The organism is Streptococcus sp. 400_SSPC (assembly GCF_001072745.1).
Lineage (GTDB): Bacteria > Bacillota > Bacilli > Lactobacillales > Streptococcaceae > Streptococcus > Streptococcus xiaochunlingii.
This window is the reverse complement of the sequence record NZ_JVIQ01000003.1, coordinates 98,726-123,285: the sequence shown is the minus strand read 5'-3', so window position 1 is coordinate 123,285 and position 24,560 is coordinate 98,726. Positions and strand designations below refer to the sequence as shown.

16 protein-coding genes and 8 pseudogenes are annotated in these 24,560 nt (G+C 35.0%); 2 read left to right on the top strand and 22 right to left on the bottom strand.

The window, feature by feature from the left end:
* From ADH49_RS01070 to ADH49_RS01050, 5 genes are all read right to left on the bottom strand, one after another.
* Positions 1–2,268, bottom strand: a 2,268-nt coding sequence (locus tag ADH49_RS01070) for a Spy0128 family protein (protein WP_048688229.1), incomplete at its 3' end; no start/stop codon positions are given.
* A gap of 440 nt (positions 2,269–2,708) precedes the next feature.
* The gene (locus ADH49_RS01065) at positions 2,709–3,152 is read right to left on the bottom strand and encodes an 8-oxo-dGTP diphosphatase (protein ID WP_048688226.1); all 444 of its coding nucleotides are present in this window, start codon (positions 3,150–3,152) and stop codon (positions 2,709–2,711) included.
* Between the two features lie 60 nt (positions 3,153–3,212).
* On the bottom strand, positions 3,213–3,752 hold the full coding sequence (locus ADH49_RS01060; protein ID WP_048688223.1) for an RDD family protein: 540 nt from the start codon (positions 3,750–3,752) through the stop codon (positions 3,213–3,215).
* A gap of 84 nt (positions 3,753–3,836) precedes the next feature.
* Entirely contained in the window at positions 3,837–5,585 is a 1,749-nt protein-coding gene (locus tag ADH49_RS01055) for a glycoside hydrolase family 13 protein (RefSeq protein ID WP_048688221.1), read from the bottom strand.
* A gap of 197 nt (positions 5,586–5,782) precedes the next feature.
* Positions 5,783–6,802: a DNA/RNA non-specific endonuclease gene (locus tag ADH49_RS01050; RefSeq protein WP_048688218.1), complete on the bottom strand. Its 1,020-nt coding sequence runs from the start codon at positions 6,800–6,802 to the stop codon at positions 5,783–5,785.
* 114 nt (positions 6,803–6,916) lie between these two features.
* On the opposite strand from ADH49_RS01050, the pseudogene ADH49_RS01045 reads away from it, so the two are divergent.
* A pseudogene (locus tag ADH49_RS01045) lies at positions 6,917–7,354 on the top strand (MerR family transcriptional regulator); the annotation flags it as partial.
* A 269-nt stretch (positions 7,355–7,623) separates the two neighbouring features.
* Here ADH49_RS01045 and ADH49_RS01040 read toward each other — a convergent pair.
* From ADH49_RS01040 to ADH49_RS09620, 6 genes and pseudogenes are all read right to left on the bottom strand, one after another.
* A complete protein-coding gene (locus ADH49_RS01040) occupies positions 7,624–10,173 on the bottom strand; it encodes a GbpC/Spa domain-containing protein (protein ID WP_048688214.1) in 2,550 nt (849 codons plus the stop codon).
* A gap of 324 nt (positions 10,174–10,497) precedes the next feature.
* Positions 10,498–11,016, bottom strand: a pseudogene (locus tag ADH49_RS01035) (ClbS/DfsB family four-helix bundle protein).
* Between the two features lie 85 nt (positions 11,017–11,101).
* Positions 11,102–11,956, bottom strand: coding sequence for an ADP-ribosylglycohydrolase family protein (locus ADH49_RS01030; RefSeq protein WP_048688211.1), 855 nt, complete (start codon positions 11,954–11,956; stop codon positions 11,102–11,104).
* 166 nt (positions 11,957–12,122) lie between these two features.
* Positions 12,123–12,959: pseudogene (locus ADH49_RS10440) on the bottom strand (alpha/beta fold hydrolase).
* 295 nt (positions 12,960–13,254) lie between these two features.
* Positions 13,255–13,835 (bottom strand): annotated as a pseudogene (locus ADH49_RS01020) (recombinase family protein); the annotation flags it as partial.
* Positions 13,817–14,605 (bottom strand): annotated as a pseudogene (locus ADH49_RS09620) (putative ABC transporter permease subunit); the annotation flags it as partial. The pseudogenes ADH49_RS09620 and ADH49_RS01020, both read right to left, overlap by 19 nt.
* On the opposite strand from ADH49_RS09620, the pseudogene ADH49_RS01010 reads away from it, so the two are divergent.
* Positions 14,606–15,093: pseudogene (locus ADH49_RS01010) on the top strand (hypothetical protein); the annotation flags it as partial.
* Between the two features lie 30 nt (positions 15,094–15,123).
* Here the strand turns inward: ADH49_RS01010 and ADH49_RS01005 are convergent.
* The 11 genes and pseudogenes from ADH49_RS01005 to ADH49_RS00955 form a co-directional block, all read right to left on the bottom strand.
* On the bottom strand, positions 15,124–17,457 hold the full coding sequence (locus ADH49_RS01005; protein WP_048688205.1) for a S8 family peptidase: 2,334 nt from the start codon (positions 17,455–17,457) through the stop codon (positions 15,124–15,126).
* 2 nt (positions 17,458–17,459) lie between these two features.
* Positions 17,460–18,557: an AAA family ATPase gene (locus tag ADH49_RS01000; RefSeq protein ID WP_048688202.1), complete on the bottom strand. Its 1,098-nt coding sequence runs from the start codon at positions 18,555–18,557 to the stop codon at positions 17,460–17,462.
* A 152-nt stretch (positions 18,558–18,709) separates the two neighbouring features.
* The gene (locus ADH49_RS00995) at positions 18,710–19,369 is read right to left on the bottom strand and encodes a DNA-binding protein (protein ID WP_048688199.1); all 660 of its coding nucleotides are present in this window, start codon (positions 19,367–19,369) and stop codon (positions 18,710–18,712) included.
* A 44-nt stretch (positions 19,370–19,413) separates the two neighbouring features.
* Positions 19,414–19,605, bottom strand: a complete 192-nt coding sequence (locus ADH49_RS09880) for a hypothetical protein (RefSeq protein WP_152904146.1) — start codon at positions 19,603–19,605, stop codon at positions 19,414–19,416.
* A gap of 247 nt (positions 19,606–19,852) precedes the next feature.
* Entirely contained in the window at positions 19,853–20,134 is a 282-nt protein-coding gene (locus tag ADH49_RS00985; RefSeq protein ID WP_048688193.1) for a CD1845 family protein, read from the bottom strand.
* A 17-nt stretch (positions 20,135–20,151) separates the two neighbouring features.
* Positions 20,152–20,469, bottom strand: a pseudogene (locus tag ADH49_RS00980) (23S rRNA (uracil-5-)-methyltransferase RumA); the annotation flags it as partial.
* 90 nt (positions 20,470–20,559) lie between these two features.
* Positions 20,560–21,007: pseudogene (locus tag ADH49_RS00975) on the bottom strand (ATP-binding cassette domain-containing protein); the annotation flags it as partial.
* A gap of 558 nt (positions 21,008–21,565) precedes the next feature.
* Positions 21,566–22,057: a nucleotidyltransferase gene (locus tag ADH49_RS00970; protein WP_048688188.1), complete on the bottom strand. Its 492-nt coding sequence runs from the start codon at positions 22,055–22,057 to the stop codon at positions 21,566–21,568.
* A 2-nt stretch (positions 22,058–22,059) separates the two neighbouring features.
* Positions 22,060–22,233, bottom strand: coding sequence for a hypothetical protein (locus tag ADH49_RS00965; RefSeq protein ID WP_239681805.1), 174 nt, complete (start codon positions 22,231–22,233; stop codon positions 22,060–22,062).
* Between the two features lie 167 nt (positions 22,234–22,400).
* On the bottom strand, positions 22,401–23,000 hold the full coding sequence (locus ADH49_RS00960) for a hypothetical protein (RefSeq protein WP_048688185.1): 600 nt from the start codon (positions 22,998–23,000) through the stop codon (positions 22,401–22,403).
* A gap of 394 nt (positions 23,001–23,394) precedes the next feature.
* Positions 23,395–24,513: an Abi family protein gene (locus ADH49_RS00955; protein WP_048688182.1), complete on the bottom strand. Its 1,119-nt coding sequence runs from the start codon at positions 24,511–24,513 to the stop codon at positions 23,395–23,397.
* Positions 24,514–24,560 lie beyond the last annotated feature (47 nt).

Genomic DNA, 24,560 nt, shown 5'->3' with positions numbered 1-24,560 from the left:
CGCTACGTCAACACCTTCAACTTCTTTACCGTTTGATGATGTTGCAATAACATTTCCGCCTTCACTCAATTCGAATTCGAATTGTTCTTTAGTAAGTTCTTTACCTACTAATTCCTTAGTTGCTTTAATGACAGCTTCTGCTGGAGTAGCTTTATAGGTATTTGTAAACTCACGAGCTTCGTCAGCTTCTGTGACAGTCGCTACGAGTTTACCTTCACCATTATCTACAACTTTAACATGAACTGTATAGCTTTCCTTAGAGTAAGTAATTCCTTCTGCTGTACCAGCTTTTTCTGTAATTGTATATTCGTGGTCTCCAGCTTCAGTATAGAGAACTGAGAAGACTACTTCATTTGTTGCTGCTTCAACACCATTGACTGTCTTACCATTTGAAGACGTTGCAATGACTTTACCACCTTCGCTCAATTCAAACTCAAATTGTTCGTTAGCAAGTTCTTTACCTACTAAATTTTTAGTTGCTTTGAATGTAGCACGAGCTGGTGATGGCTCATATGTGTTTGTTAAAGTTGGTGCTTGAGTTGTAACCTCAGCTTTAAGTGTTCCACCTTCAGCTTTAACAACAACTGTTACTTCGTATGAATTCTCATCAAATGTAATACCTGGAACTTTAGTTTCAGTATTTTCCTTGATGACATAGTTGTAGGTACCAGGACCTTTAGCTTTCAAACCTTCAAATGTGATGCTTCCATCTGCTTTGTTTGTTGTTGAAGCAATTGGAGTAGTCAAGTTATTTGCATTGTACAAATCAAACTTGAACTCACCATCTTTTAAGGCTACTGGACGATTTCCAGCAATTACTTTCTTAGCAGTGATTGAGAAATCTGCTGCGATTGGTTCATCTTGAAGGTTGATCTTAGAACCTTCAGCTCCAAGAGTTACCTTGTATTCTTTTTCATCAAGAGTATATCCAGCAGGAGCTGTTTTCTCTTTGATGATGAATGTCTTACCAACATATTTTTGATCAAACTCATCAGAGATTGCTACACCTTTTTCATTTGTAGTCAATTCTGTAGTGATAGTTCCATCTTCTGACTTCACTGTATAAACAGCGCCTGCAACTGGAACCAATGTGAAGGCATTTGTCTTGTTGATCTTAATCTTGAAGGCTGTAGAAGCTTCGATTTGTCCTTTTACAAGAGATACACGTTCAGCTTTGAAATCTAAATTTGTACGATTACTACGTTGAGTAAGTGCAGTTCCATCTGCTGTAGTCAACTGGATAACGTTTTGAACTTTTCTTCCATCACCTGGTGTTGTTGTGTGGTATTCTACCCAATACGATTTAGATCCATCAGCAAAGATGATTTTGAACTGAGTATAGTTCTCATTCCAAGCTACAGTATAGTCAGTACCTTCCACCATCTTCTTAGCATCAGAAGGAACTTGAGAAGTACCATCGTTCAATGTAGCAGAAGAATAAACGACCAATGACTCTGGGATATACTGGATAGGAGCAAACTCAGATGTATTTGGAAGGAAGTCATTCAAAACTAAGTTCTTACCATAGTCTTGTCTTCCTGTGTTAACACGAATTCTCCATGGAGAGTATACATCTCCTTTACCTACTGAACCGATAGCTGCTAACTTAACTGAAGTCCATTCTTTACTTACAACATCGTTACCGACCTTAGCATAGTTTTCGAAACCTTCTTGTTTGCTGTCAACGGTCTTAGAAGTAAAGGTGTGTGTGATGGTCTTCCCAACACCTTTATTTTCAAAGGTAAGCGGTGTTGCTGTTTGGTCACTCTTAAATAGGAAAGTAATTGCATAATTACCTTTCACACCCTTGACGGTGTCTCCACCAGTTTTGGCTTGAAACTCATCTAGGTTTTTCAAAGTAACACGAGCCTTACCGCCTTGGTTATCACCATTAGCAGTAACAACCACAGTACCGATATTAACTTTTGTTTCCTTATCATACAATTCAGTTGTTCCGTTATAGACGGTTACTGGAGTTGGAATATCCACATCAAAGTAATCGCCATTAGCCAATTTGCCATCATATTTTTTCAGGTCAAATTGAACGAAGAACTGATTTGAACGATTAGTAATAATCTGATAAGTACCATCACTATTCGGTTCCAATTTGGAATCCGACATATTGAGGACACTGATGTCAGTTACTACACCTGTCAATTCTTTCCCATCTGCAAAAGCAACATTATTTGATGCAAATAATGTACCCAAGACGGTCAGAATCGAGACAAAAAATATTAAAAACGGCTTAATCTTAAACTTTTTCACCATTAAATATTTCCTTCTTCCTACACTTTTTTAATAATCATATTTAAAAAACCAACACCGTTTCTTAAATACGTTGAATTATTTAAAATAATTCAAAAATATAGTACTACTTTTAACAATTAAAGTCAATATTTTAAACTAAATTATACCAAATATTTATGCTATTTTTATTTCCCTTGAAATTTTAAATTTTAGCAAAAAAAAATAGAGAAAATTTTCCTCCCAAATTTCTCTATTTAAAAAAATATGATTTAAAACGAAAAATATTAAGGGACCTTCCGATTGCCACTCTATTTTGTTACGATTTAATACGAAGTGCAATTCTATTATTTTTTAAATAATTTTATGACAATAATTGTTTGATTGAGCTTCTCTTTAATATTAAAATTATTTACATTTATTTGTCATTCATTAGTTCTTTTTTAAAAAACAATTTAAATATTTCATTTTAAATCGTAATTCCAGTTTTCTCCGTCTTGGTAGTAGAAAAATTCAGAAAGGTCTTCTTCAAGAAAGATACGAAGCATATCCTCCATATCTAAGGAGAGGTCTAGATTTGGCAATTCTTTCAGGTTCTCCCACCAGACTTGCCCCTCTTCAGAGGATATTAAGTCTCCTTCAAACTTTTCCGTCTTATAAAAGAGAACTACATAACGAATGCCGTCTTCCACCCAATCTTTCATTCCACAGATCTGCGGAGAAGCGATCCTTAAGCCAGTTTCTTCCTTCACTTCACGGATTACTGCTTCCGTAAATGATTCTCCCACTTCGACATGACCACCAGGAAAGGTTATGCCTGGCCAGTCCTCTTTTTTACGATCAATAACAAGAACTCTATCGCCGTCTCTTACCATACAAAGATTTGTAAACTCAACAGTCTCAATCATACAGATACTTCCTAACTATATTTGTCTTTTTCTTTAAGGATAGGATAAACAAACTCTACCCTATGCTTCTTTTTGTTGGACTTGCGTAAGGGCTAGCAAGTCTCCTAGATGCCTCTTATCTTTCCGAAACATCGTCATCGCCAGTAAGGAAAGCGCGAGTAAAGTCGCTGAAATAGAAAGGATAATGGATAACCCATCAAAATCACTATAGAAGCCATGAATCGTGCCCATATGACCGAGTTGCCAAGGTAAAAACTTGATGACATTTCTAATCAAGCTTGCCTGCACTGTTTTTTTCTGGTAGATCAATTCAAGTCCCGCTTTTGCCTTTCCAAAACTGCCATCATTTTTATAATCCAAGAATGTGAACAGGAGCGTGATTGGGAAAATAGAGGTGAAAAATACAAGCCACTGCGACTGAATTTCTGTAAACTCTGGGACGCCATTAAAAAAGATGATGTAAATAAGCATCGAACCTAAAAACAGAAGTACTAAATAAGCTAGAATGAAAAGATAATCAAACAGAAATTCTGTCATTCTTTTTTTAAACGAAATAGGATTGATTGCTAAGATCTTCATCACCGTCTCCCCCTTTCTCATCTCCCATTATAATATAAGGGCAGGAATAAAGAAACTATTTATTAAAAGAAGCCTGCAATCTTTTGATTCCAGGCTTCTTTCTTACTATTCTTCTCTATAAATAACAAATCCATTTGGTTGGATATCCAATTGATCATCAGAGATGCTCCCAAGGCTAATCAGATCTGCTTGTTCTCTTTCTAAGACAAAGTCTTTCTTGGAGTGGTTAAAGTAGGCTTTGAGAATCTGACCTTCATGCTGCCATTCTACTGCCACTACATCTGGCTCTACTTCTTTCAGACTCACTTTTCCATGTTGGATCAACTCTGCTACTTCTTTTCGTAGCTGGATCAAGTCCTTCATAAAATTCAGCATGTCATTGTCTGCTGACACGCGCTCCCAAGGCATGACACGGCGGCAATCTGGGTCTGGGCCACCGATGAGGGCTAGCTCCGTTCCATAATAGATACAGGGCGTTCCTCGTTGCAGATATAGGAAGGCGAGGGCAGACTTGACTGACTGGAGATCGCCTTTGGCCGTCGTCAGAATGCGCTCTGTATCATGGGAGTCCAAGAGGTTGAACATGACCTCAGAGATCTGCTGCCTGTAGTACATAGACTGGCTATTGATCTCCCAAATGAAGCGTTGCGTCTCCTTATGCCCCCGCAGGAAATAATCCTTGATACTCTCAGAGAGAGGATAGTTCATCACTGCATGGAACTCATCACCATTGAGCCAAGGTTGGGACGAATGCCAGATTTCCCCAAGAATATAGAGGTCTGGCTTCTTGGCCAAGACCGCCTTACGGAAATCTCGCCAGAATTGATGGTCGATTTCATTGGCCACGTCCAGTCGCCAAGCATCGATATCAAACTCTTCAATCCAGTTTGTCGCAACCTTCAAGAGATAGTCTTTCACTTCTGGATTAGCCGTATTGAGCTTGGGCATATAGCCCGCAAAGGCAAAAGCATGGTAAGACAAGTCGCGACTATTCCACAGATTATCTGAGTAGACAGGGAACTCTTTGATATGGAACCAGTCCTTATAAATCGAATCCTCCCCGTGTTTGACCACATCCTGCCATTGGGGTGAATCGTAGCCAATATGGTTGAAGACGGCATCCAGCATGATCTTCATCCCACGCGCATGGGCCTCTTTCACTAGCTGGCGGAAGGTTTCCTTATCACCAAAATGCCGGTCAATTTCAAAATAATCGATGGTGTCGTATTTGTGGTTGCTCGGCGATTCAAAAATCGGACAAAGGTAGAGCCCTGTGATCCCTAACTCTTGCAAGTAGTCCAAGTGATCGATGATCCCTTGCAAATCTCCACCAAAGAAATCCAACATGGTAGGCGCAATAGACGCATCCCAAGGGCGGACACCTTCTGGGGAAATGGATGGATTCCCATTGGCGAATCTCTCAGGAAAAATCTGATACCAAACTGTCTGCGCCACCCAATCTGGAACAGCACACCCATCAATCTCATGGATAAAGGGAAGCTTAAAGCCATTCATGACGAAGTCCAGGTTCTCCTTGGTGTAGGCTGCCACACCCCGATCTCCATACAAGATTTTTTCTTCCGCTGTGTCCTCTAATTCAAAGAGATACTGGATACGTGCATGGCCAACTGATACCGACACCTGCCAATAATCAAACAAATCATCTGAGGTCACCTTTTCCATTTCCTTGGTTGCCTCATATAGATCTTCTATAAAAATAAAAGGATCCCCATAGTGCAATACAATCCGTTTGATATCCTCTTTCTTGGTTCGGATGCAAATGTGGAGCTGGCCGTCCTTATAAAGATAGGCGTACTCCGATTCAGGCCGGTGATAAATCGCTGTTAATTCCATCTGTTCTCGTCTCCTACTTTTCTTTCTCATCATTCATCAGTTTATGCAAACGATTACACAAAATCATGTTCTAGTATACAACTTAATAAAAAGCTTTGCAAGATATTGGAGGAGATAATTCATAACTTCTAACTTTCCAAGATTAGCTTGCACACAAAAAGCCCTACAGGGCTTTTTTATATGCTTAAATCCTAGCTTTATTCTTTAGATGTATGCCTCTTTCCAAGATTCAGCGCTTGCTCTTCTGACATCTGAACCACCTTAGAAAAATTGGTATTACGAGGCATATTGTCTAAAGAATACCAATATACATCGGCGCTTCCATTTCTTGCAACGTAAACAACTGGAGCAAGTTGACTACTTGGTTCGGCTGATTCAACGGGTTGTATTGGTTGCGCAGGTTCAACTGATTGACTCGGTTGTTGTGCTTGACTTGGTTGCGTATCTACAGGAGGACTTGAAGGTTGAGGTTGACTACTTGGCTCAGTCGGAACCAGTGATGGAGTCGCTGTTCCTTTTAAATAATCAATCGTTGCATTCTTAGAATAGTTGTCTAAGGTGACGGTGGTAATCCCATAAGCATCTACAGATTCTTTCGAACTTCCGAGGTTTATACGCAGTAGATTTCCTTCTTGATCAATCCCTACATACTGCAAAATGACTTGTCTCGGAATTAATTCATCACCTGTATAGACCGGAGTCACCTTGTAGTCTAGCCAGTAATTAGGGTGAGTGGCCAACCAACTATCCAAGCGCTTTTCATAGTAGAGCATTCCCTCACTATTACTATCTGCAGTCCCACTATAATTTCCACTATTGGTCCAAGCTGTCAAAGGAACTAAATTTTTCCCTTCATTAGATAAGCCACTAAATTGATAGCCAACCAGATGCCCTCTATGGAACAACCAGGCTTTCTTTCCTTTGTTTCCATAGGACATTTTATAATTATGCCAACCAACTGGGTTATAGGTAAGCCGTGGCTCTCTTTTCTGCTTTGGTTCATCCTTATCTTGTAACTGTATGTGAGCTGAAGTCGCACGACCTAAATGATCAAACTCACCTAGAACGAGCTGCTTATTGCCAGTAAAAGGCAACAGGTTGAGACTTTGGTAATCGAGTCCAGTTTGCTGGGCTTGAACACCTTGCAAAACGGTCAAGGACATAAAAACCGAGACCATCACAACAATAACACTTTTCAAATACCGTTTTGTAACCATGATTGAAACTCCCACATTTCTATCTAGTAATATTATAGCAGAAAAAAGCGGTTACAAAAGAATTATTTTTCAAAAACTCTTATTCATGACGTTACGTAACGATTTACAATATTTATGAGGAGGTGGGTAAGTATGACCAAATATAGAGTTATTCCAGAAGGGTTTATGACAGTTGGACAACTAGCAAAGAAAATCGGCATTACCATCCGTACTCTACAATATTACGATAAAGAGGAGCTTGCTTTCCCATCGGCAGAAAGTGAGGGTGGTCGCAGGCTTTATACCGATAAAGATATAGTGCTACTCCATCAGATTCTATCATTAAAATCACTAGGCTTTTCTCTCAAGGATATAAAGAGCCGTTTGATCTCTTTAAAAAAACCTGATGATGTTGCTAAGGCTCTTACAGAGCAGGCAGATGTTCTTCGTAAAAATATAGAGCAACTTAAGGATTCTTTGATCGCGATAGAGCAGTTGAAGGCAGAAGTTTTACAAATACAAACGGTCAATTTTAAGAAATATGCTGACATTATCGTCAAACTACAAATGAGATATTTACACATCCACTTTGTGTGAGATAAACTCTGTGCTTTTTGAGCTATACTTTTCTCCTTTCGCTTTAGAATTAGCTTGAACACCTTAATTGTATCGCGTTTGGAGTTTTTTGGTATAACCCTCATAGCGGGTGGTTCATTTGTCTCGCACCTAACGGAGCGATATGGACTGAAAACCACATAATTTAAAAGGCTTTAGTCCTGTGCAATATAGGACTAAAGCCTCTAGATAAATTAGTTGTTTAATCTTTTTTGGTAGTAATAATACTAGTCTGCTTTTTTCTTTCTTGACAAAGCATAACCGGCAGTAGCTAAACCAATAAGGGCTGAATAAGTCATGAATGATTGTTCAACCGAGCCAGTATTTGGCAATGATTTCTTAGATGGTTCTAGCTTAGGCTCTGGCTTAGGCTCTGGCTTAGGTTCTGGCTTAGGCTCTGGCTTAGGTTGTGGTTTTTCATTTTTCTTGATAAGCACAACATTTTTATTCCATTCAACAACTGGTTTTTCTGTTTCTTTCTTAACTGGATCCTTAAGTAACTCAGGTGCTTCTGGTTTAACTGGTTCGCTTGGTAAGACAGGTACAGTTTTATATTCTGGTTCTGTTGGTGGAACTGGTTTTTCTTTAACAGTTGGCACTTCTGTCAATTCTGGTTTTTCAGGTTTAACTGGAGGTGTTGGTTCAGTTGGTTTAACTGGCTCTTCACCTGGATCTTGAGGAAAGGCAACATTTGAATTGATAGAGAACCAATAGAGAGTTGCTTCGTCTGTTGCATTAGCACCTTTTGCTGTAAATTCAAGATGACCATCTTTCAAAATAACAGCACCACCACCGTAGTAAAGGTAAGGGCTCTTAGGATCATCCCAACCCTTAGTTTGACTTGAAGAGTCTGCATTAAATGTAGCACCTTGATCCATGTATTGATTTTGTTCTTTAGAGGATACTTCTTTGGTAGTAGAATCTTGATCAACACTTGAATTTGGAAGTTTGATAAACTCTTTGTCACCAATGTTTACTGACTCAACGTGAGGAGTATTTTGATGTTTCATTATTGGTGTGTATCTCAAAACACCTGATGTTGCGTCTACAGTGTAAGTACCGATAACGTCTGATTTATCACCAAATGTGTAATCTTCAGTACCAACTGAGTGACCATTTCCGCCACCAGATGCATTCACTGTTGTAGCATCAACTACTGTTTCTTCAGTTACTTTAAAGGCATCATCAACCCATGTTGCTTTTTGAGCTACAATTTTCAAAGGATTGTCAGCATTGATATCAACTTCTGCACTACCGAAGTCAGCTTTTCCGCTTTTCACAACGACGTCCGCACCATCAAGTTTTGGCTCACTTCCATCTGAATACGGATCCCAAGTTCCACGAACTGTATTGCCTTCGATATCTTTAGCTTCAACAACTAAAGTACGAGGTTTGTCGTTTTCAACATAAGATGCACCATTCCAATGGTTAAGTGAGTTCAGGGCAAGGATTGCATTGTATTGTGACAAATCAAACAATTGATCATTTTCATCATAAAATTCAATGTCAACACCGACAGTAATTGGATTTTCAGTATCAGTTGAGCTACCAATTGTCATTGTAACCGCTGGATCGTTATAAATTTGAACGATTCCTTTTCCATCTGATGATGGAAGGCTCTTCACTTCATATTTATAAACAACTTTTGCAATACGTTTTTCTTCGCTACCTTTTACAATTTTAGCTTGAGTAAGTCCTGTGTATGTCACATCAAATTTATCTCCGACTTTTACAAGACCCCACTCGATTTCATTGTTGGCATATGGGTTTGTAGTTGTCAAATCAGAATCTTGAAGATTCTTTGTTTCATACATTTTTGTAGCTTTCCCATCACCGTACATACGAGATTGACCTTCTTTGGTCAAGTAAGTTGTTAATCCAGTTGTTTGGTGTGTGATTTTAGTTGTTTCGCCATCAGCAAGTTCTTCAGAGAGGAATGTCAAATCTTGTTTGTATTTCTCAGGATTTCCACCACGCTCTGCGACCATCTTATTGAAGGCATCTTTAGCATCATTGTATTGTGCTTTTTTCTTGTTGTAAATTTCAAGTTCAATCAAGTAAGCAGCTTGTGCTTCATCATAAGCAGCTTTTTTAGTCTTGTATTCAGCTAATTTAGATTCATATTCTGCTTGAGCTAGTTTATTACCTTCAGTAGCTCCTTTATTTGCTTTTACAGATGCATCGTATACTGCTAAAGCAGTGTTATATTCTTCAAGCGCTTTTTCATAAGCAACACGTGCTTCTTCATTACTTTTTTCTACTGCTGTTTTTTCAGCTGTTTTTTCTGTCAATTCGTTTTTATAAGCAGTAAGTTTTTCGTTGTAAGCTGTAAGCTCTTTATCGTAGTTTGCTTGTGCAGTAGCATTTTTAGCATCAACTTCAGCTTTTTCTTTTTCGTAAGCTTCTTGATTTGCTGCAACTTCAGCTTTGTAATCAGCTACAGTTTTATTAATATCAGTAACTTGTTTTTCGTAATCTTTAGCAGCAGCTTCCTCAGAATCTTGCTTTTTAGTCTCCGTTTCATTGACTTCAAGACCTTCATTTGTTGCTGCAGTTTTAGCTTCTTCCAACTTCTCTGGAACAGGAACTTCTTTTGTTTCTTCACCAGCTACCGCTTTAGTTGAAGTAACAGATGTAGCAACTAATGAGTTTTCATCGGCAGATACAGTGGCAATACCCGAAACTGCAATCATTGTTGCGACCGCAACAGAACCAAAAGCAACTGAGGTTTTTCTCAAGGCATACTTAATCGTTTTATTATTCTTTAACGATGACATAACAAGCTCCTTTTAAAATTTTTTAATTATTCTTCTCAAGCAAAAAGAATTTTTGTTCTTCGAAGTCAGAATGATAGTATCAAAATAAAAATGCAATGTCAAGGATTTTCTGTATATTTTCATTATCCTTTCAATTGATTTTCATGTTTTACAAGATGCTTTTTTTAACATTTTATTATGAGGTATCTTATTGTTTCAATTAATTATTCAAAATAAAAACTGCAACTTACTCGTTGCAGTTACACACAGATTTACTTCTATTGCTTTTAGAAATTAATAAATTCATTTTACTCATTAAAAGGGATTAGCTCGATAAACTGGGATTTATAGTACTATCTTCTTCCATTTTCTGATTTTTGTTCTGAAAGTTTTAAAAGGAGCTACAGTATTCACATGAATAAACTTATAAACTTCCCACACTGCTGTTTTAGTCGCATCATCAGCCCATTTTCTCATATGTGGTTTAAATAATTGTTCATCACTTAATGAATCAATCATTACATATATAGAATTAATATTTTCATTTAATTTAGATTTTAACTCTTGCAATGATAAATAAGCATAAGAATCTGTGAACCATTGATATAATTCACCAAGTTGATTCCATTTGAATTCATCCGATGGTGTCTTTACTTGAAGCCCACTTCTTTCATCTTCTTACTATTTAAGAACTAAAGTTGTCCATCCCACCTGATAGGCAAGATTTTCTGCCGGAGTTCTGTCAACTTCATCAATTTTTTTATCTTTTAAGCTTTCTGGAATATTATCAAATTCTACAATATACTTCTCAAATGTTTTATTTATTTCAGTTTTGAGTTCTTCTTTATTTTCGTATAGTCGCAAAAAATCACCCCCATCCTTCAAAGCTACAACGTTAACATCAATCAGCATGTCCCGTTAACGTATGGGCATACGCTAATATATACGATTATTTGATTATAACGAATTCTTCCCAGCGTCTGAGCACTTCTTTTAAAGGCTCGTCTAAATAGGTATAAACCTTGTCTGTGATCCACTCAGGAATACCATAAGCTGCTTCGGCTATACTTCCTGTGATGGCAGCGAGAGTATCACTATCTCCGCCAAGAGAAATCGCATTTCGAATTGCATCTTCAAAATCTGTACTTTCAAGAAATGCAATGATGGCTTGAGGCACCGTATCCTGACAAGTTTCGTTGAAACGATAATTAGGACGAATTTCATCTAGTGATTGAGAAAGGTTATAGCCATACTCCTGCTCTATGTGCTCCTTGATACGTCTCTTACATTCTATAGGGTTATCATTGATTGGTTGTCCGTAGTCACTACAGTAGCCCCCAAAGTAATACCGACACATAAAGATAGCATCAGACGTCGCCATAGCGCCTTTGACGCCCTCTGGATGATTATGAGTCACCTCTGCGGAAAGTCGCGCAAGAGCTCTGCTAGTTGGCCAGGTACCTGTTCGTGCACAAAAGCAACAAGCCATGACCCAAGCACAGGGAGAAACACGCATGGCAGAGCCATTTCCAAAGCTATTATAAGGGGTGCGATCATTGCTATGAATCCATACATCAAACCTAGTACCATAACCAGCATCAGGATACATCCTACCATACTTCTTCATGGCATCAATAAAGTCATCCTTCTGACCACCATTCATAATGGCTTCAGCAACGGCACAGGTCATCACCGTATCATCTGTGAAAAAGCAGTCTTCTCTAAAAAATGGAAAGTCTTTTGTTTTAATATTATTCCATTCATAAACAGACCCAACAACATCTCCAATAATTGCTCCTAACATAAATATCCTCCTTTAAAAATACCCATTATAAATATACTTCAACGTCTCTTCTGCTTATATCTCAGTCCGTACAAGTAGTGATACCGCCTCAACATCCTCAGTCATGAAGAAAATACCCACATACTTTTTAACAATAACATAAGGTTATCATTAAAAGGGTTAATCTCTAAAAATTAGGATTTATTTGGCACACTTTTTTCACAAATTCATGAATCAATTTATTTACAACATCTGGTCTATCTGTGTTGGAATTATGCCCAGCATTATCAATCCACTCAACAGGATTTCCCGATTTTTTCTCATATGATTTCAAATATCGGATACAAGAACCTGCTCGATCTTCTTTACCGCATATCACCATATGTGGACATTTTATTTCATAAGCCAAATTTTTTTCTACTGCTTTTGCTAAGATTCTATATCCATGTCCTACTAGATAAGCATATCTTTTCTGGTTCCCATCGTAAACCATCATCATATCCATCATTAATTTTCTTCCGTATTCAGTTGTTGATACGCTTTTCGTTCCCTGTCTCAAAAGTGTTTTTCATGGATAGAATCTATATATTGCTTCTACCCTCTTTAATAACCATAATTCTATTACGGTATAATACCGCCTTTGAAGAGGAGGTGAATCAATTGTAACAATACCATTTAGTTTTTCAGAATATAGTTCTGCATAAACCTGCCCTAGATAACCTCCCATTGATTGTCCAATTAAGATTGGTTGATCAATTCCTTCATTTATTAATATTTCATTCAGCCATTTTGCTTCATCAAACAAATCAAAATCAAGGTCAAAAGGATATGACGAAGCATGTCCAGGTGCATCCCACACCAATACTCTGAACTTATCCTTAAAATATTCTATCTGTTTGTCAAACAGTCTATGATCAGCAGTGAGTCCCGGTAAAAAAATAAGAGCGATTCTTGATTGTTTATTAATTTCATTTATCCAATAATGAATCACTCCTGATGAAGTTTCTAGTGTTTTTTCCAGCATTATTGTCCCCCCACAACACTAATTTGTCATTATTTAAAATAAATCCCATGATATAATTCCACAAACTCTTGACCAAACTTTGCGACAAGTTCATAACCAACTCCAGTAGCTGAGGGTTCTTCATAATTATCAACTATTAATGTCCAATTATATAATCAGTTCATTACATAGCCCATATCTATGATAAAAAACTTATCACGCATACGTTTATATCCTCTACGTCCCCATCTCAAAACAACTACAACATCTACTTCACTGATGCCTCAGCTCGCACAAGCAGTACCACACACTCAACTTACTCATTATTGTCCAAACCTATATTCAAATCTTCGTCTATGATAGGAAGCTGGAAAGTAATATCCTTTAGCCACTGTCCATTAGGTTGTTTATCTTCATAAATTTGAATTTCAGCTATCAAAGCTTCTATTAACTGCCTACGCTCTACTTCGTTCATCACCTTATACAGCTTGTCAAAATAGATCAGAACCTTATATATATTATTACCTGTAAGTTTTTCAGCTTCAATAGTTTGTTTCTTTGCTTTTGCATCAATTAACAATGATTCTAATTCTTCGATTTTATCGTACATACGATAAAGTCTATCATCTAAGTCCTATTTTCTTCGTTTGTAGTGCTTATCATCAACATCTAAATTATCTATTTCCTCAATTAGCTTAAATTTCGTAGAATGACTTTTTTTAGCTCTTTTTGATAATTCTCTATCTCTTTTTCAATAGCAGATGTATCAACCTTCATGTTAATTTTTTCTTGCATCATAGATGCAAATTTAGGATTGCTTACTAACTTTATTATTACCTCCGCAACAGCATCGTCTAATAATTCTTCTCTAATTTGTTTGTTATAGGTACATTTATGCTCTGCTTTACAACCATCATCTCGCTTTCCCATTCATAATTTGGATACTTTTTATTTAGGGAAATTCCTATCACTGTTATAAAGATCGAATAGCATATAGGAACAATTATTAGGTTAATAGCTTGAATAAAGTTCATATCAAGTTTTAGCATAAATGCAAATATAGAAATCATATACCCAATCAAATGAAGTGTAAGGTTTACAGCTGTCTTGGAATTTAAGATCATTTTTACCTTAACAGGAGAGCTTTGCAAAATCCAAATGTTTTTTCCTTCTAAAGATATCGCTGAAGCTGCTGGGCAACTGAGCGATAGCATAGATGCGATAAATAATGGAGCAAAATTTGAGAGATATTCATTTATATTTCCTATTCCTGAAGACTCTTCTATTTGTTCCACAGAATTAAAAAGCAAAAATATACTAAAAACACATAAAAGTATTACACCAAAGCCTACATTCAAGACCGCCATGTACGAGCTTAAAAAGCGTCCCATCTCTTTTTTATACAAGGAAAAAAATATTGATTTTCTATTATAATATTTTTTGTTATCACAATATTTTGATGTTGTTTTAGCAAGAGTATTAAGCAATCCATACTTCATCGAAACAATTTTTACAAATATACAAAAAAGTGCTGTTGAAAAAGCAATAAATGATCCCACTCCAATATACATTGAAAAATTTGTGTGTTGCATGAATAACCTGGATATTGGGTACAGTTCGGTAATTTGCTTAGAAAGCATGATCTCAATGCTGTCTTCATTACCTGATACTGGGCAACGAAACATAATCTGAATACGATGGCGGAGTCCGTTATCTTTATCAGAGAACATGAGATTAAATCCGTTCAGCAGCTTGATGAATACATACAAAAATCGGCTGATGAAAGGCAACATTTGCAAGATAAAATCAAAGCAATTGATAAGGAGATGGAACAGTTATCCGCTACGATGGAGCAAGTCCATACCATTAAAAAATATCGAGAATATTACAAAGAATATCGTTCTAATCCATCTGATAGGGTATTTTTGAGGAATACAAAGCTCAGATTACCCTCTACAAGAATGCCCTTTCCGAGCTTAAAAAGTCCTATTTCAAGCTGCCAAATTCAAAGGATATTTTAGACAAACTTGATAAACTGAATGAGAAAAAGAATACCCTGATGAAAGAGTATTCTTCCTCAAAATCTGCTGTGGACGAGCTTTACAAGATACGTAGAAACTATGATATTTATATGGGTAAGGAGATGGAGAGATAATTAATTTCTTACCCCATTTTTAATGTTCTTTTATAAATTAATATTGATATTTTCTGATATTTTGATATTATTGTGCCAAAAATTATATTCATCGAGTTTTTGTGTAATACCATTATAAACATTACAAGTATTAGTTGGATCTTTAATTGTGATGATTAAACAAAATTCTTGACTTAATTCCCTATTTTCGATAGCTGCCCTATCTTCAATACTACTTCTATAAGTGTTATCTATTGTTAAATACCATTTTTTATCCGCAGTTGTATATTTCAATTTGTTCCCGTCTGTTAACTCAGATGTATCCACTGCATATTTTTTTACTGGATAATATTTGTCTCCATACTGAATTAACATTCTTTCTTTTAACGCAAACTCTTTCGATGATTCTCTCATTTTGACCTTGCTATATAATGAACCCACCAATATATTTTGAGCCCCACTCCTTCCAATCGGATTTAGTATACAATTCTTACTTGTATCCCTAGGTACCTTTTCATCATAAGAACCAAACCTCACATCTATATTCGATTGACAATATTCGAACCCTTGAGTTGGATCTAAAATAGGATCATATACAAGTGTTACAATAGCCTGAAAATTAAAGAACCCATCCTTTACCAAGCATTCTGGCATAGGAAAATCTTTAATATCTATAAATCTTCCTTTTGGCAGAACATCACGCAGTATTAAAGTTGTTTCATTTGGAGTATTATATAATATGTTATGAACGGTATCAGGTAATCCAAAACCAAGATATTTAGTTCTTTCAAATTCTGGTATTTCAGTATTATTAGGATAATTAGCTGAATGAATTATTAAGCTTTTCAATAACAACGGGTCAAATTCTTCATCCATTTCATTTAATAATCCCGCAGCTAAAGCAGCTACTCTAGGGGTGGAAAAGCTAGTGCCTGCTTGTTCTGCAATCTCTCCATTTTTAGAAAATGATTTTACTCCCCCTTGAATAATCTCTCCTTGTGAATTAACTCCAGCATTACCGCCTAAATGAACAATATCAGGCTTTATTATATATGCCGGACCTGGACCTCTTCTCGAAAATGGCGATAAGTTATATGGCTCAGATATCCAACCATACTCTTTTTTATCTGCAATGGATCCAACCACCAATGATCTAACGGAATCAGCTCCTTCGTGTAATTTGCCAACAGCACCTCCTCTAGCAAAATTAGTACAATTTCCAGCTGATTTACATATTAGGACATTATATTCGTCTTGAATATCATCCAATGCAATAGCAAAATCGCTAAATTTTTGTTCAGATATTTCTCGAACAATACTTATTGATAAATTCCATATTTTTATTTCTTTATGGTTATTTTTTATAACCTCTCTAATGTTTTCTATTAATTCATCTTCTTCTATTCTTTCCTTTTGAGTATCTGGAAAAATCGCAGCGTCAAAGACTCTTATATTTTTAGCCCCGACAACTTCTTCTCCTTGAAACTCATCCCCATATGTAATAACACCCGCAACAAATGTTCCATGACTTTCCGATATTAATTCATTTGGATATGGGGAATTTCTATTTCCATAAATCCATGACTTTAATGGGGCTATCCCACATATTCCATTATCTAAAACACCGACAATCTCACTTCTTTTATCAACATCATATTCTTTTATTTTAATTTCATCTTTTTTATTCAAAACATCTAAATTAATTGATACATATGGCATAGGAACAAATTCTTCTGCTAAGTCAAACAATGTGCTATTTACGAGTTTATCCACTTGTAAATTTGATATATTGTGTAATTTATATATTATCAGTGATTTCGTATAATTTGTTTTTACGAATTCTACATGTTCATTTCTCAAAAGCATCTCAAATTTTGCTTTATGACTAGTGTTAATAGAAAACTCGTTGAAGTTAAAAAGTTTCACCTTATAGTTAGAGACGCCTTCCGTTTTATATACAGTAGGCTTATATTTAATGATATTGTCAATACCCGAAATACCATATGCATTATTTTTAACATCGGTTATTTTTTCTTCAATTTTAGCTCCATCTTTTTGAGAATCTACACGGACAATTAAAGTATTTTCATCTGAAACTCCAATAACATTATTCTTATTAGTAAAAAATATATTCTCGATTTTCTTTCTATGGCTTTTAGCATGAGCATCTTTATTTAATTTTGCTTCAATTATAACTGGTATGTTTCTGTCTTCCCAATCTTCTTCTAACGCATCAAAAATCATTCGAGACAATTCAGCAGATTTTTCGTTTAACTCACTACCACTTAGAACAAATTTAGGAAGTTCTTTTTTCCCTCCACCTTCTACTCTTTGTTTATCCTCTTCACGTTTAGCAAAAAATTTAATTGGCAATTTCTCTTTCATTATTACTCACCCTTTAACTTTTTAGAAACCATCTGTATTCTTCTCAGTGGAAATCCACAACTTTGCAATTCTCTATGAGTCATTCCTCCTTGAATTAAAAATTCAAGGAACTCTATGTTATTAGTTATTGAATGATTTTTGAACAAAAATGCTTCTCTTAAAATATCAAATAATGTAATCTCATTTTTCCCATTTATTACGGAACTTCTCATAGAATTATTCATTATAGTGTTAATATCAGAATGACTTAATCCTATTAGCGAACTTGATATATTCTCAATTTTCTTATCTGAAATATCAAATTTAAATTTTGATGTATCGATACATGTATGAATCAAACTATTAATTTCAAGTTCTGTTGGTTTACTAACGCTCAAAACTCTATTAAATCTACGCCAAATAGCGGGATCAAGTAATTCATGATGATTTGTAGCTGCAATTATAATACTATCTTTGCTAAAAACATCTATATTTTGAATAAGGCTATTTACAACTCTTTTTAATTCTCCCGTCTCATTTTTATCATCTCTTATTTTAGCGATTACATCAAATTCATCTAAAAACAAGATACATTCTTGCCTTGAAGCAAAATCAAATATTTTCCTAATATTTTTTGCTGTACTTCCCAACAAAGATGAAATCATTCCATCCAGCCTTGCAGTTACTAATGGAAGTCCAGTCTCCATAGATATATATTGTGCCATTGAGGTTTTACCACATCCCGGCGGACCATAGAGAAGCAATGTACAAGGTTCATCTATTCCAGCTTTTAATAATTTATCTCTATTTTCATAACCTTTTATAAACTCCTTGATTTTGTTGTCAATTTCTTTATTCAAAATTAATTTGTCTCTATCAATAATTGGATAGCAAATATCCACCATGTCCATTCTGCTTTCACCATCAACTGGCTTAGATGATAATGAGTCTAAGGACAATATTCCTCCTCTTTTTTTTGACAATAAATTGTTTATTTTTCGTGATAATGCTAAATTACCATCATTTTCTAAATTTTTAGCCAATATTTTAGAATAATTAAAGACCTTTTCCTTGTCTCCGGATAACGCACCTTCAATTATTTTGGAAATTTCAGTATACATTCCATGCACCTCCTATTTTATTCATTATACATCAAACCGCATTACTTTTCAATATTTTTGTTATCAAGACTATATTTTTTGTTATTATTTTTTGATTATTGTTATCATAACAAAAGAGTCGGTGCAGTCCTAAGACCACACCGACCATAAATTTATCTCTCAGCTTCTTTAGAAGCTTCTTTCTTTTCAGTAGGCTTTGCTTTTTCTTCTGCCTTAAACTTCTTAATTGCTCCAAGTACAGATTCTTTCTTTTCATCTCGACCTTTCATCTGTTCTCTTGCCTTTAAAAGTTTTGAAGAAAGTATCCTGATGTTAGTATTTTCCTTGTCGTCATCGTCAACGGAAGTTCTAATCTGACCAAAAAGCTTAACAAAATCTCCCTGCTTAAAGTCCTTTGGAATATGACCCTTTTCTCCGTATGCGGAGCAATTATGATATACCTTATTTCCCTCATCATCTTTGGATGCCACAGAGAAATTTACTACCTTAAAGGCTTCTCCGTTCTTATTTTCCCTTTCAACTACATCGATCTTTCCTACAATATTTCCAACGATATTGACAAGATTATCTTTCTCCTCTTGAACATAAGGCAGGTCTTTAATCTGTCCCTGTTCCTTTAAATCCTCAATCATATAGTCGAATTCTTCATGCAGCAAATTAACGGTGTCATTGTCCATATAAGCGTCATAGAGCTTATCCAAAGCACCTTCATCGTTAATTCCTTTTTCCATGCTGATAACCGCCTTAACAAAGTCCTTGTGATTATCATTTACCATATCTTCAATCCTATCCCTTATTGTTTTGTAATCCATGTTTTTATATCTCCTTTCATGGTAAAAGGGAGCTGTTCGCTCCCTTATCTTAAAATTTCCTGTTCTTTTGTTTTTTGCTTTTCTTCTGTTTTACTTTCATTTTGATAAGCTTTTATCTGTCCTAAAATAAATGGCTTATCTCTGATATTTCCGCTTAGGTACTCATCCTTTGTTACATAGCCGTACTTATATGAATTACTGCCGTTTGCACAGGCAAAAGGTAAATCTCTTGCCAAATCTTCCTGACACTTCACGCATTGTGCCAAGTACCTGTTCAGGATGATCAACAAAGTATTTGTTATAGATAAATCCCTTATCATCTTCAGTAAGGTGAATCCAGTCCTCATCTCTTTCTCTGATTTTATTTGCGATAATAGGCTGTTCATCAAATAAATACATACTCACATCATCTTCCTCCTTTCTTTTTTGATTTTTGGCATGGAAAAAGGCGATAGTATTTTATCTATCACCTCATTAGTTTCTTTATATTTCTTTTAATCTATCTCTTGCAAATTCAATGTATGCTGTAACCCATAATGCAATTTTAGGCAGTCCATAGGGACTTATCAAAAATGCTATTACCAGTGCTTGAATAAAAGTAGTTGTGTCTTTTTGTATAAGGGCTGCAAGCGAACCCAATATCACTAAGAACGATAAAATTCCTAAAATCATTCCACTAACACTAATTATGAATTTTAGAAAAGAAATTAGTATTGATAGAAGTAATATTATTGGAAATAAAATTATCTTTAATATCCACCTCATATAATACATCTCCTTTCTTAAATCATTTTGAAATGTCTTAACGCATCCATGATAGCTTCCTCTTTTTCCGGTGCGCATTGCGGAATAGCCTGTTTCTCTTTTTTCGATTTATTATAATTCTCCCTCAGTACAATTCCACACTTCTTTTTAATCTGTGCAATATAGAGTGTCGAAACCTTTAAATCAAGTTTTTCTAATATATATTCCTTAATTTGTGCATAAGACGCTTTACTTTCAGCACTTGTCAAATCAAGCTCATCAAGCTTAATTTCAACATCTATATGCTTATCGACATCAAGTTTGGACAAAAGTGCTACCGTCTCAACATCCTCAGTCATAAAAAACATATCCATATACTTTTTAACAATAGCATAAGGTTATCGTTAAAAGGGGTTAGATCCACAAACTGAAACTTGTTATTTAGTTTATAATCGTAGTATTTTATTAGCGATATCTTCTACAAACCTCTTATCGTGTTCCACAAATATGAGTGTAGGACTTGCTTCTTTTATAATTTCCTCAATCTGTATTCTTGATATTACATCTATATAATTTAATGGTTCATCCCAAACAAATATATGAGCTGGCTTTGACAAACTTACAGCAATTAAAACTTTCTTCTTTTGTCCATCACTATAATTTTTCATATCCATTTTAAATAATTCTTTTGCAAAATCTAGTTTACTAAGAATTGTTTTGCACAATGTTCCATCAACGTCTTGCTGATGAATATACTCACTTAAGCTTCCTGCTAAATTTGATGTATCTTGAGGAATATACGATATTTTTAAATTACTTGCTAATTTTCCCCTTATAAACTTCTTGGTTTAGCAGTAGCTTAAATAGTGTTGTTTTTCCTATTCCATTTCTTCCTATTAGCCCTGTTTTCCAGTTTGTATCAAATGAAAATGATACATTTTCAAATACAGGTTTTACATAGCCATAATATGAGAATGTGAGGTTTTCAATTTTAATTGTTGACACAAAAAATACCCCCAAATTTGCATTTGTCTACACCATTTGAATACTTATATCAGCCCAATATGTTGCGCATTCCGTTTGGACTAGCACGCAGCTAATCACTCTTCACCTTCCTCGTTTTCTTGGGTGTTCATTGCATGGGCCGAACATCTACTTCTACTTCGCTGATGCCTCAGCTTGCACAAGCAGTGATACCGCCTCAACCTGTGGTAATATTCTACTTTTATACTAATAAACAAAAGGCAATAAAAATCATTTTAAAATGATACTGTGGAACGGAAAGTTGATCACTTCTTCCAAAAGAAACATCATCCATTCTATAATTTAAAATCCTTTTCCTTACTAATTCTATTACTAACCAATATAGTATAAATTAAATGACCAATAAAAATGATAGTAAAAATAACATAGTAGCCAGTTTTACAAACTTACTACTTTTCATATGATAATTTACAAATATCTTTCCAGCCACTCGATCTTTTTAAAATCCTTATTGTCATTGAGATCATTTCGATAGGAATCTTGAGAAGAAGCTTTGTAAATACTTAGATACTGCTCCAGACTTGGAAGACGAAAAGTGATGCCTTCAATGTGAATAAGCTCTATATCCGATTCCGAAACTCCTGCAAAATCAGGTAAGGAATCGATACTTCCAAATTCAACACTCACTCTATCCTTTTGGAATTCATGCTCATGAATATCTATTAAGACGTAGCCTAAGTCTTTCATCACTTTCATTATCTTGTCCCAGTCATAAATTCTGAGATGATCAGGTGCTTCCCAACCTCTAGGGTCACCAGGCACATGAATGTCAATGTCAGACGGCTCCCAATTTTCTTTCGTTCTAAACTCCAATCCCAAAGAACCCATCAGTGTTGGTGTAATTCCAACTCGATTTAAATAGAAACAAATGATTTTAAATTCTTCAAATAAGAGACTCATCTTTACTCTAAACCTTTCATATAAATGTTCGTTATTTCTACTTTATTACCTTGAACAAAATCATCTTCATTTTCTAGAGTATATCCAGTTATTTTGGATACAAATTCTTTTCCTTCTTTTAAGGACCCAAATGCGACTAGATCTTTATAAGAAGGATTTTGATATAATTCCAACATATACATCTCTAGCCCTTCTGATTTTTGAACGATTATCCACATTTCACTAACAAACTTACACATTCAACATGTGCTTATATCTAGCTTTTCCTTCTATAAATTGACTCAAGTTAAATTTCGGGTATTAGAGGAATTGAAATATTCTCTTTCTAATCCTATAGATATGCCTATTCTGTTCGAGTTTCAGCTAAATATATTCCCCATTCAGCTAATTCTTCAGGCAAATCATAAACAGTTTTTCCATTACTTTCATAGATTTCAGAGATTCCTGGTGAGGTCTTAGATAAAGTTTTCCAAGCTGTCACTAGTTCTTCAACAAATTGAATATTATGAGGTTCAAAAAAGTCATTAAATTTCGATAGTTCTTTACTATAAATTGTCACAACATTATAGCTATCAAGCATAATCTCATCATGACTTTTATGTCCACCAAATCCAAACTTACTTAATCCATCATTAACAAGTAAATCACCGTATCTAATTAACAGTGCTAGGCATTCTTCTCTTGAACAACCATCAATATAATAAACATCCTTATGGGATTCCTTGATAATATTCTTTGCTATCACTTTTTCTCTATCAATACTGACAGGCAATTCCAAAATAAAAAACAAGGGCTCGTCATGAATCGCAATAAAGTGTTGAAAAACTTCTAATATTTTTTCTGCGTGTACATTCGCCGTCAAATGATGTTCAGTTAACTTTGTAAATGATTCAAATAGGTTTTCTACCAAGCTAACTTGGTGACCTTTTACTAAATTCAACATTATGCATCCTCCAGAAAATTTAAACAATATTCACATTTATAATCTCATTATACCATTCCCCCCCCAAAAAAAACTGCAACTTCACAGTCACAGTCTCTTATAAATCTTGCTACTCTTTAGCTCGTACAAGCAGTGATACTGCCTCAATATGTGCTGACAGTGCCTACATATACTATAGAACGAAATGAAGCTGCTTAACTTTGCAATAATATTATTGAACAAAATCAGATCATCATAATGTCCCTACAGAGCGTAACGGACTAAAAGTCACTCAACCAAGAAAACCCTGGCAAATGCCAGGGTTTTCTATCGATGGAGATACCGTTTCTCCAAATGCTTATAAAGCTTTTCTTATGTATTAAATTATACAATATCAGTTTGTTGATGTCAACAGCTAAAATTGAAAATTCACTTTCTTATAAAGATAATTTTTCCAAACAGATAACTGAGTCTCTCCCATTCTTTCTAGAAGTCTTTCATTTAAATCATAGTTCCCTTTGAATCTTTTATTATTACGGTAAATAATTTTCTGCAATTGTTTGTAAATTGGTTTAGTATCAACAAAGAAACTCAAGATTTTTAACACATCAAATAATTTTATTACCGACGCTGGCGTAGAGGAATTCGAAGTATTATGATAAACAGGAGTTAAATTAAAAATATGTATCAAATTCCCATTTATTTTCATATACTTCGGAGTTCTAAAACGAGAAATCAATGAGCCATGAGCACAATGATTTCGTAGTTCTTTAATAAAATCTAACATATTCAGAAATTCCGCTCTATGACGAATTCCAATCCCAAAATCTTTCATTACACTATCCAGCACATCATCTTCAAGATAATGGAGCAATCGTAAAATTGTTCCAAAATCAAAGGTTTCTATACTTACCCAAAAAGGTACCGCAACATTATAGTCTGGATTTGAATAACTCCTATTTTGGCTATTATAACTCCGATAATAAGGGTGCGTATTTCTTGCTGAATATGTTAAACCATATGAACTATCTCTATAAAAATTAGCATCAATGTGGTCATTAAATTTAACAAGTTTTGTTAAAAAACCTTGTCCAAATAGATTAAACTGACTAAAGTGATTATAGATTGATTCATTCTGATAATTCTGAAATGGATAATTAGGTCTAGTCATTGGATTGGTATACTTTTGAGGATTAAGGTATTCCATCGTAGTATCAGTCGTACGGCAATGTTTTTGAGAAAAATAATAAGCAATTGAATTTTTCAATTTATCTTCTAAAGAAATTACAAGATTAAAAATTTGACTAGATAGATTTTTGTCGAATTTATACAAATCTAAAAAATCTTCAATACTCTCTCCATTGTAAAGCTTAATATTTTTATCTGGTAAAAGTAAAGACTCTAGACCATTAAACAAATTAAAATAATTGTTATTAAGCAAAGCCTTATCCAAATCGTGCTTAGCAAATTTTAAACCTCTTTTTTGAAGGATGCTTTCAATATCATTTCTCGATTGAGATATTTTAATACCCACTGACAAACTCCCGTATATATAGTGCCTATTATTATACCAGAAAAACA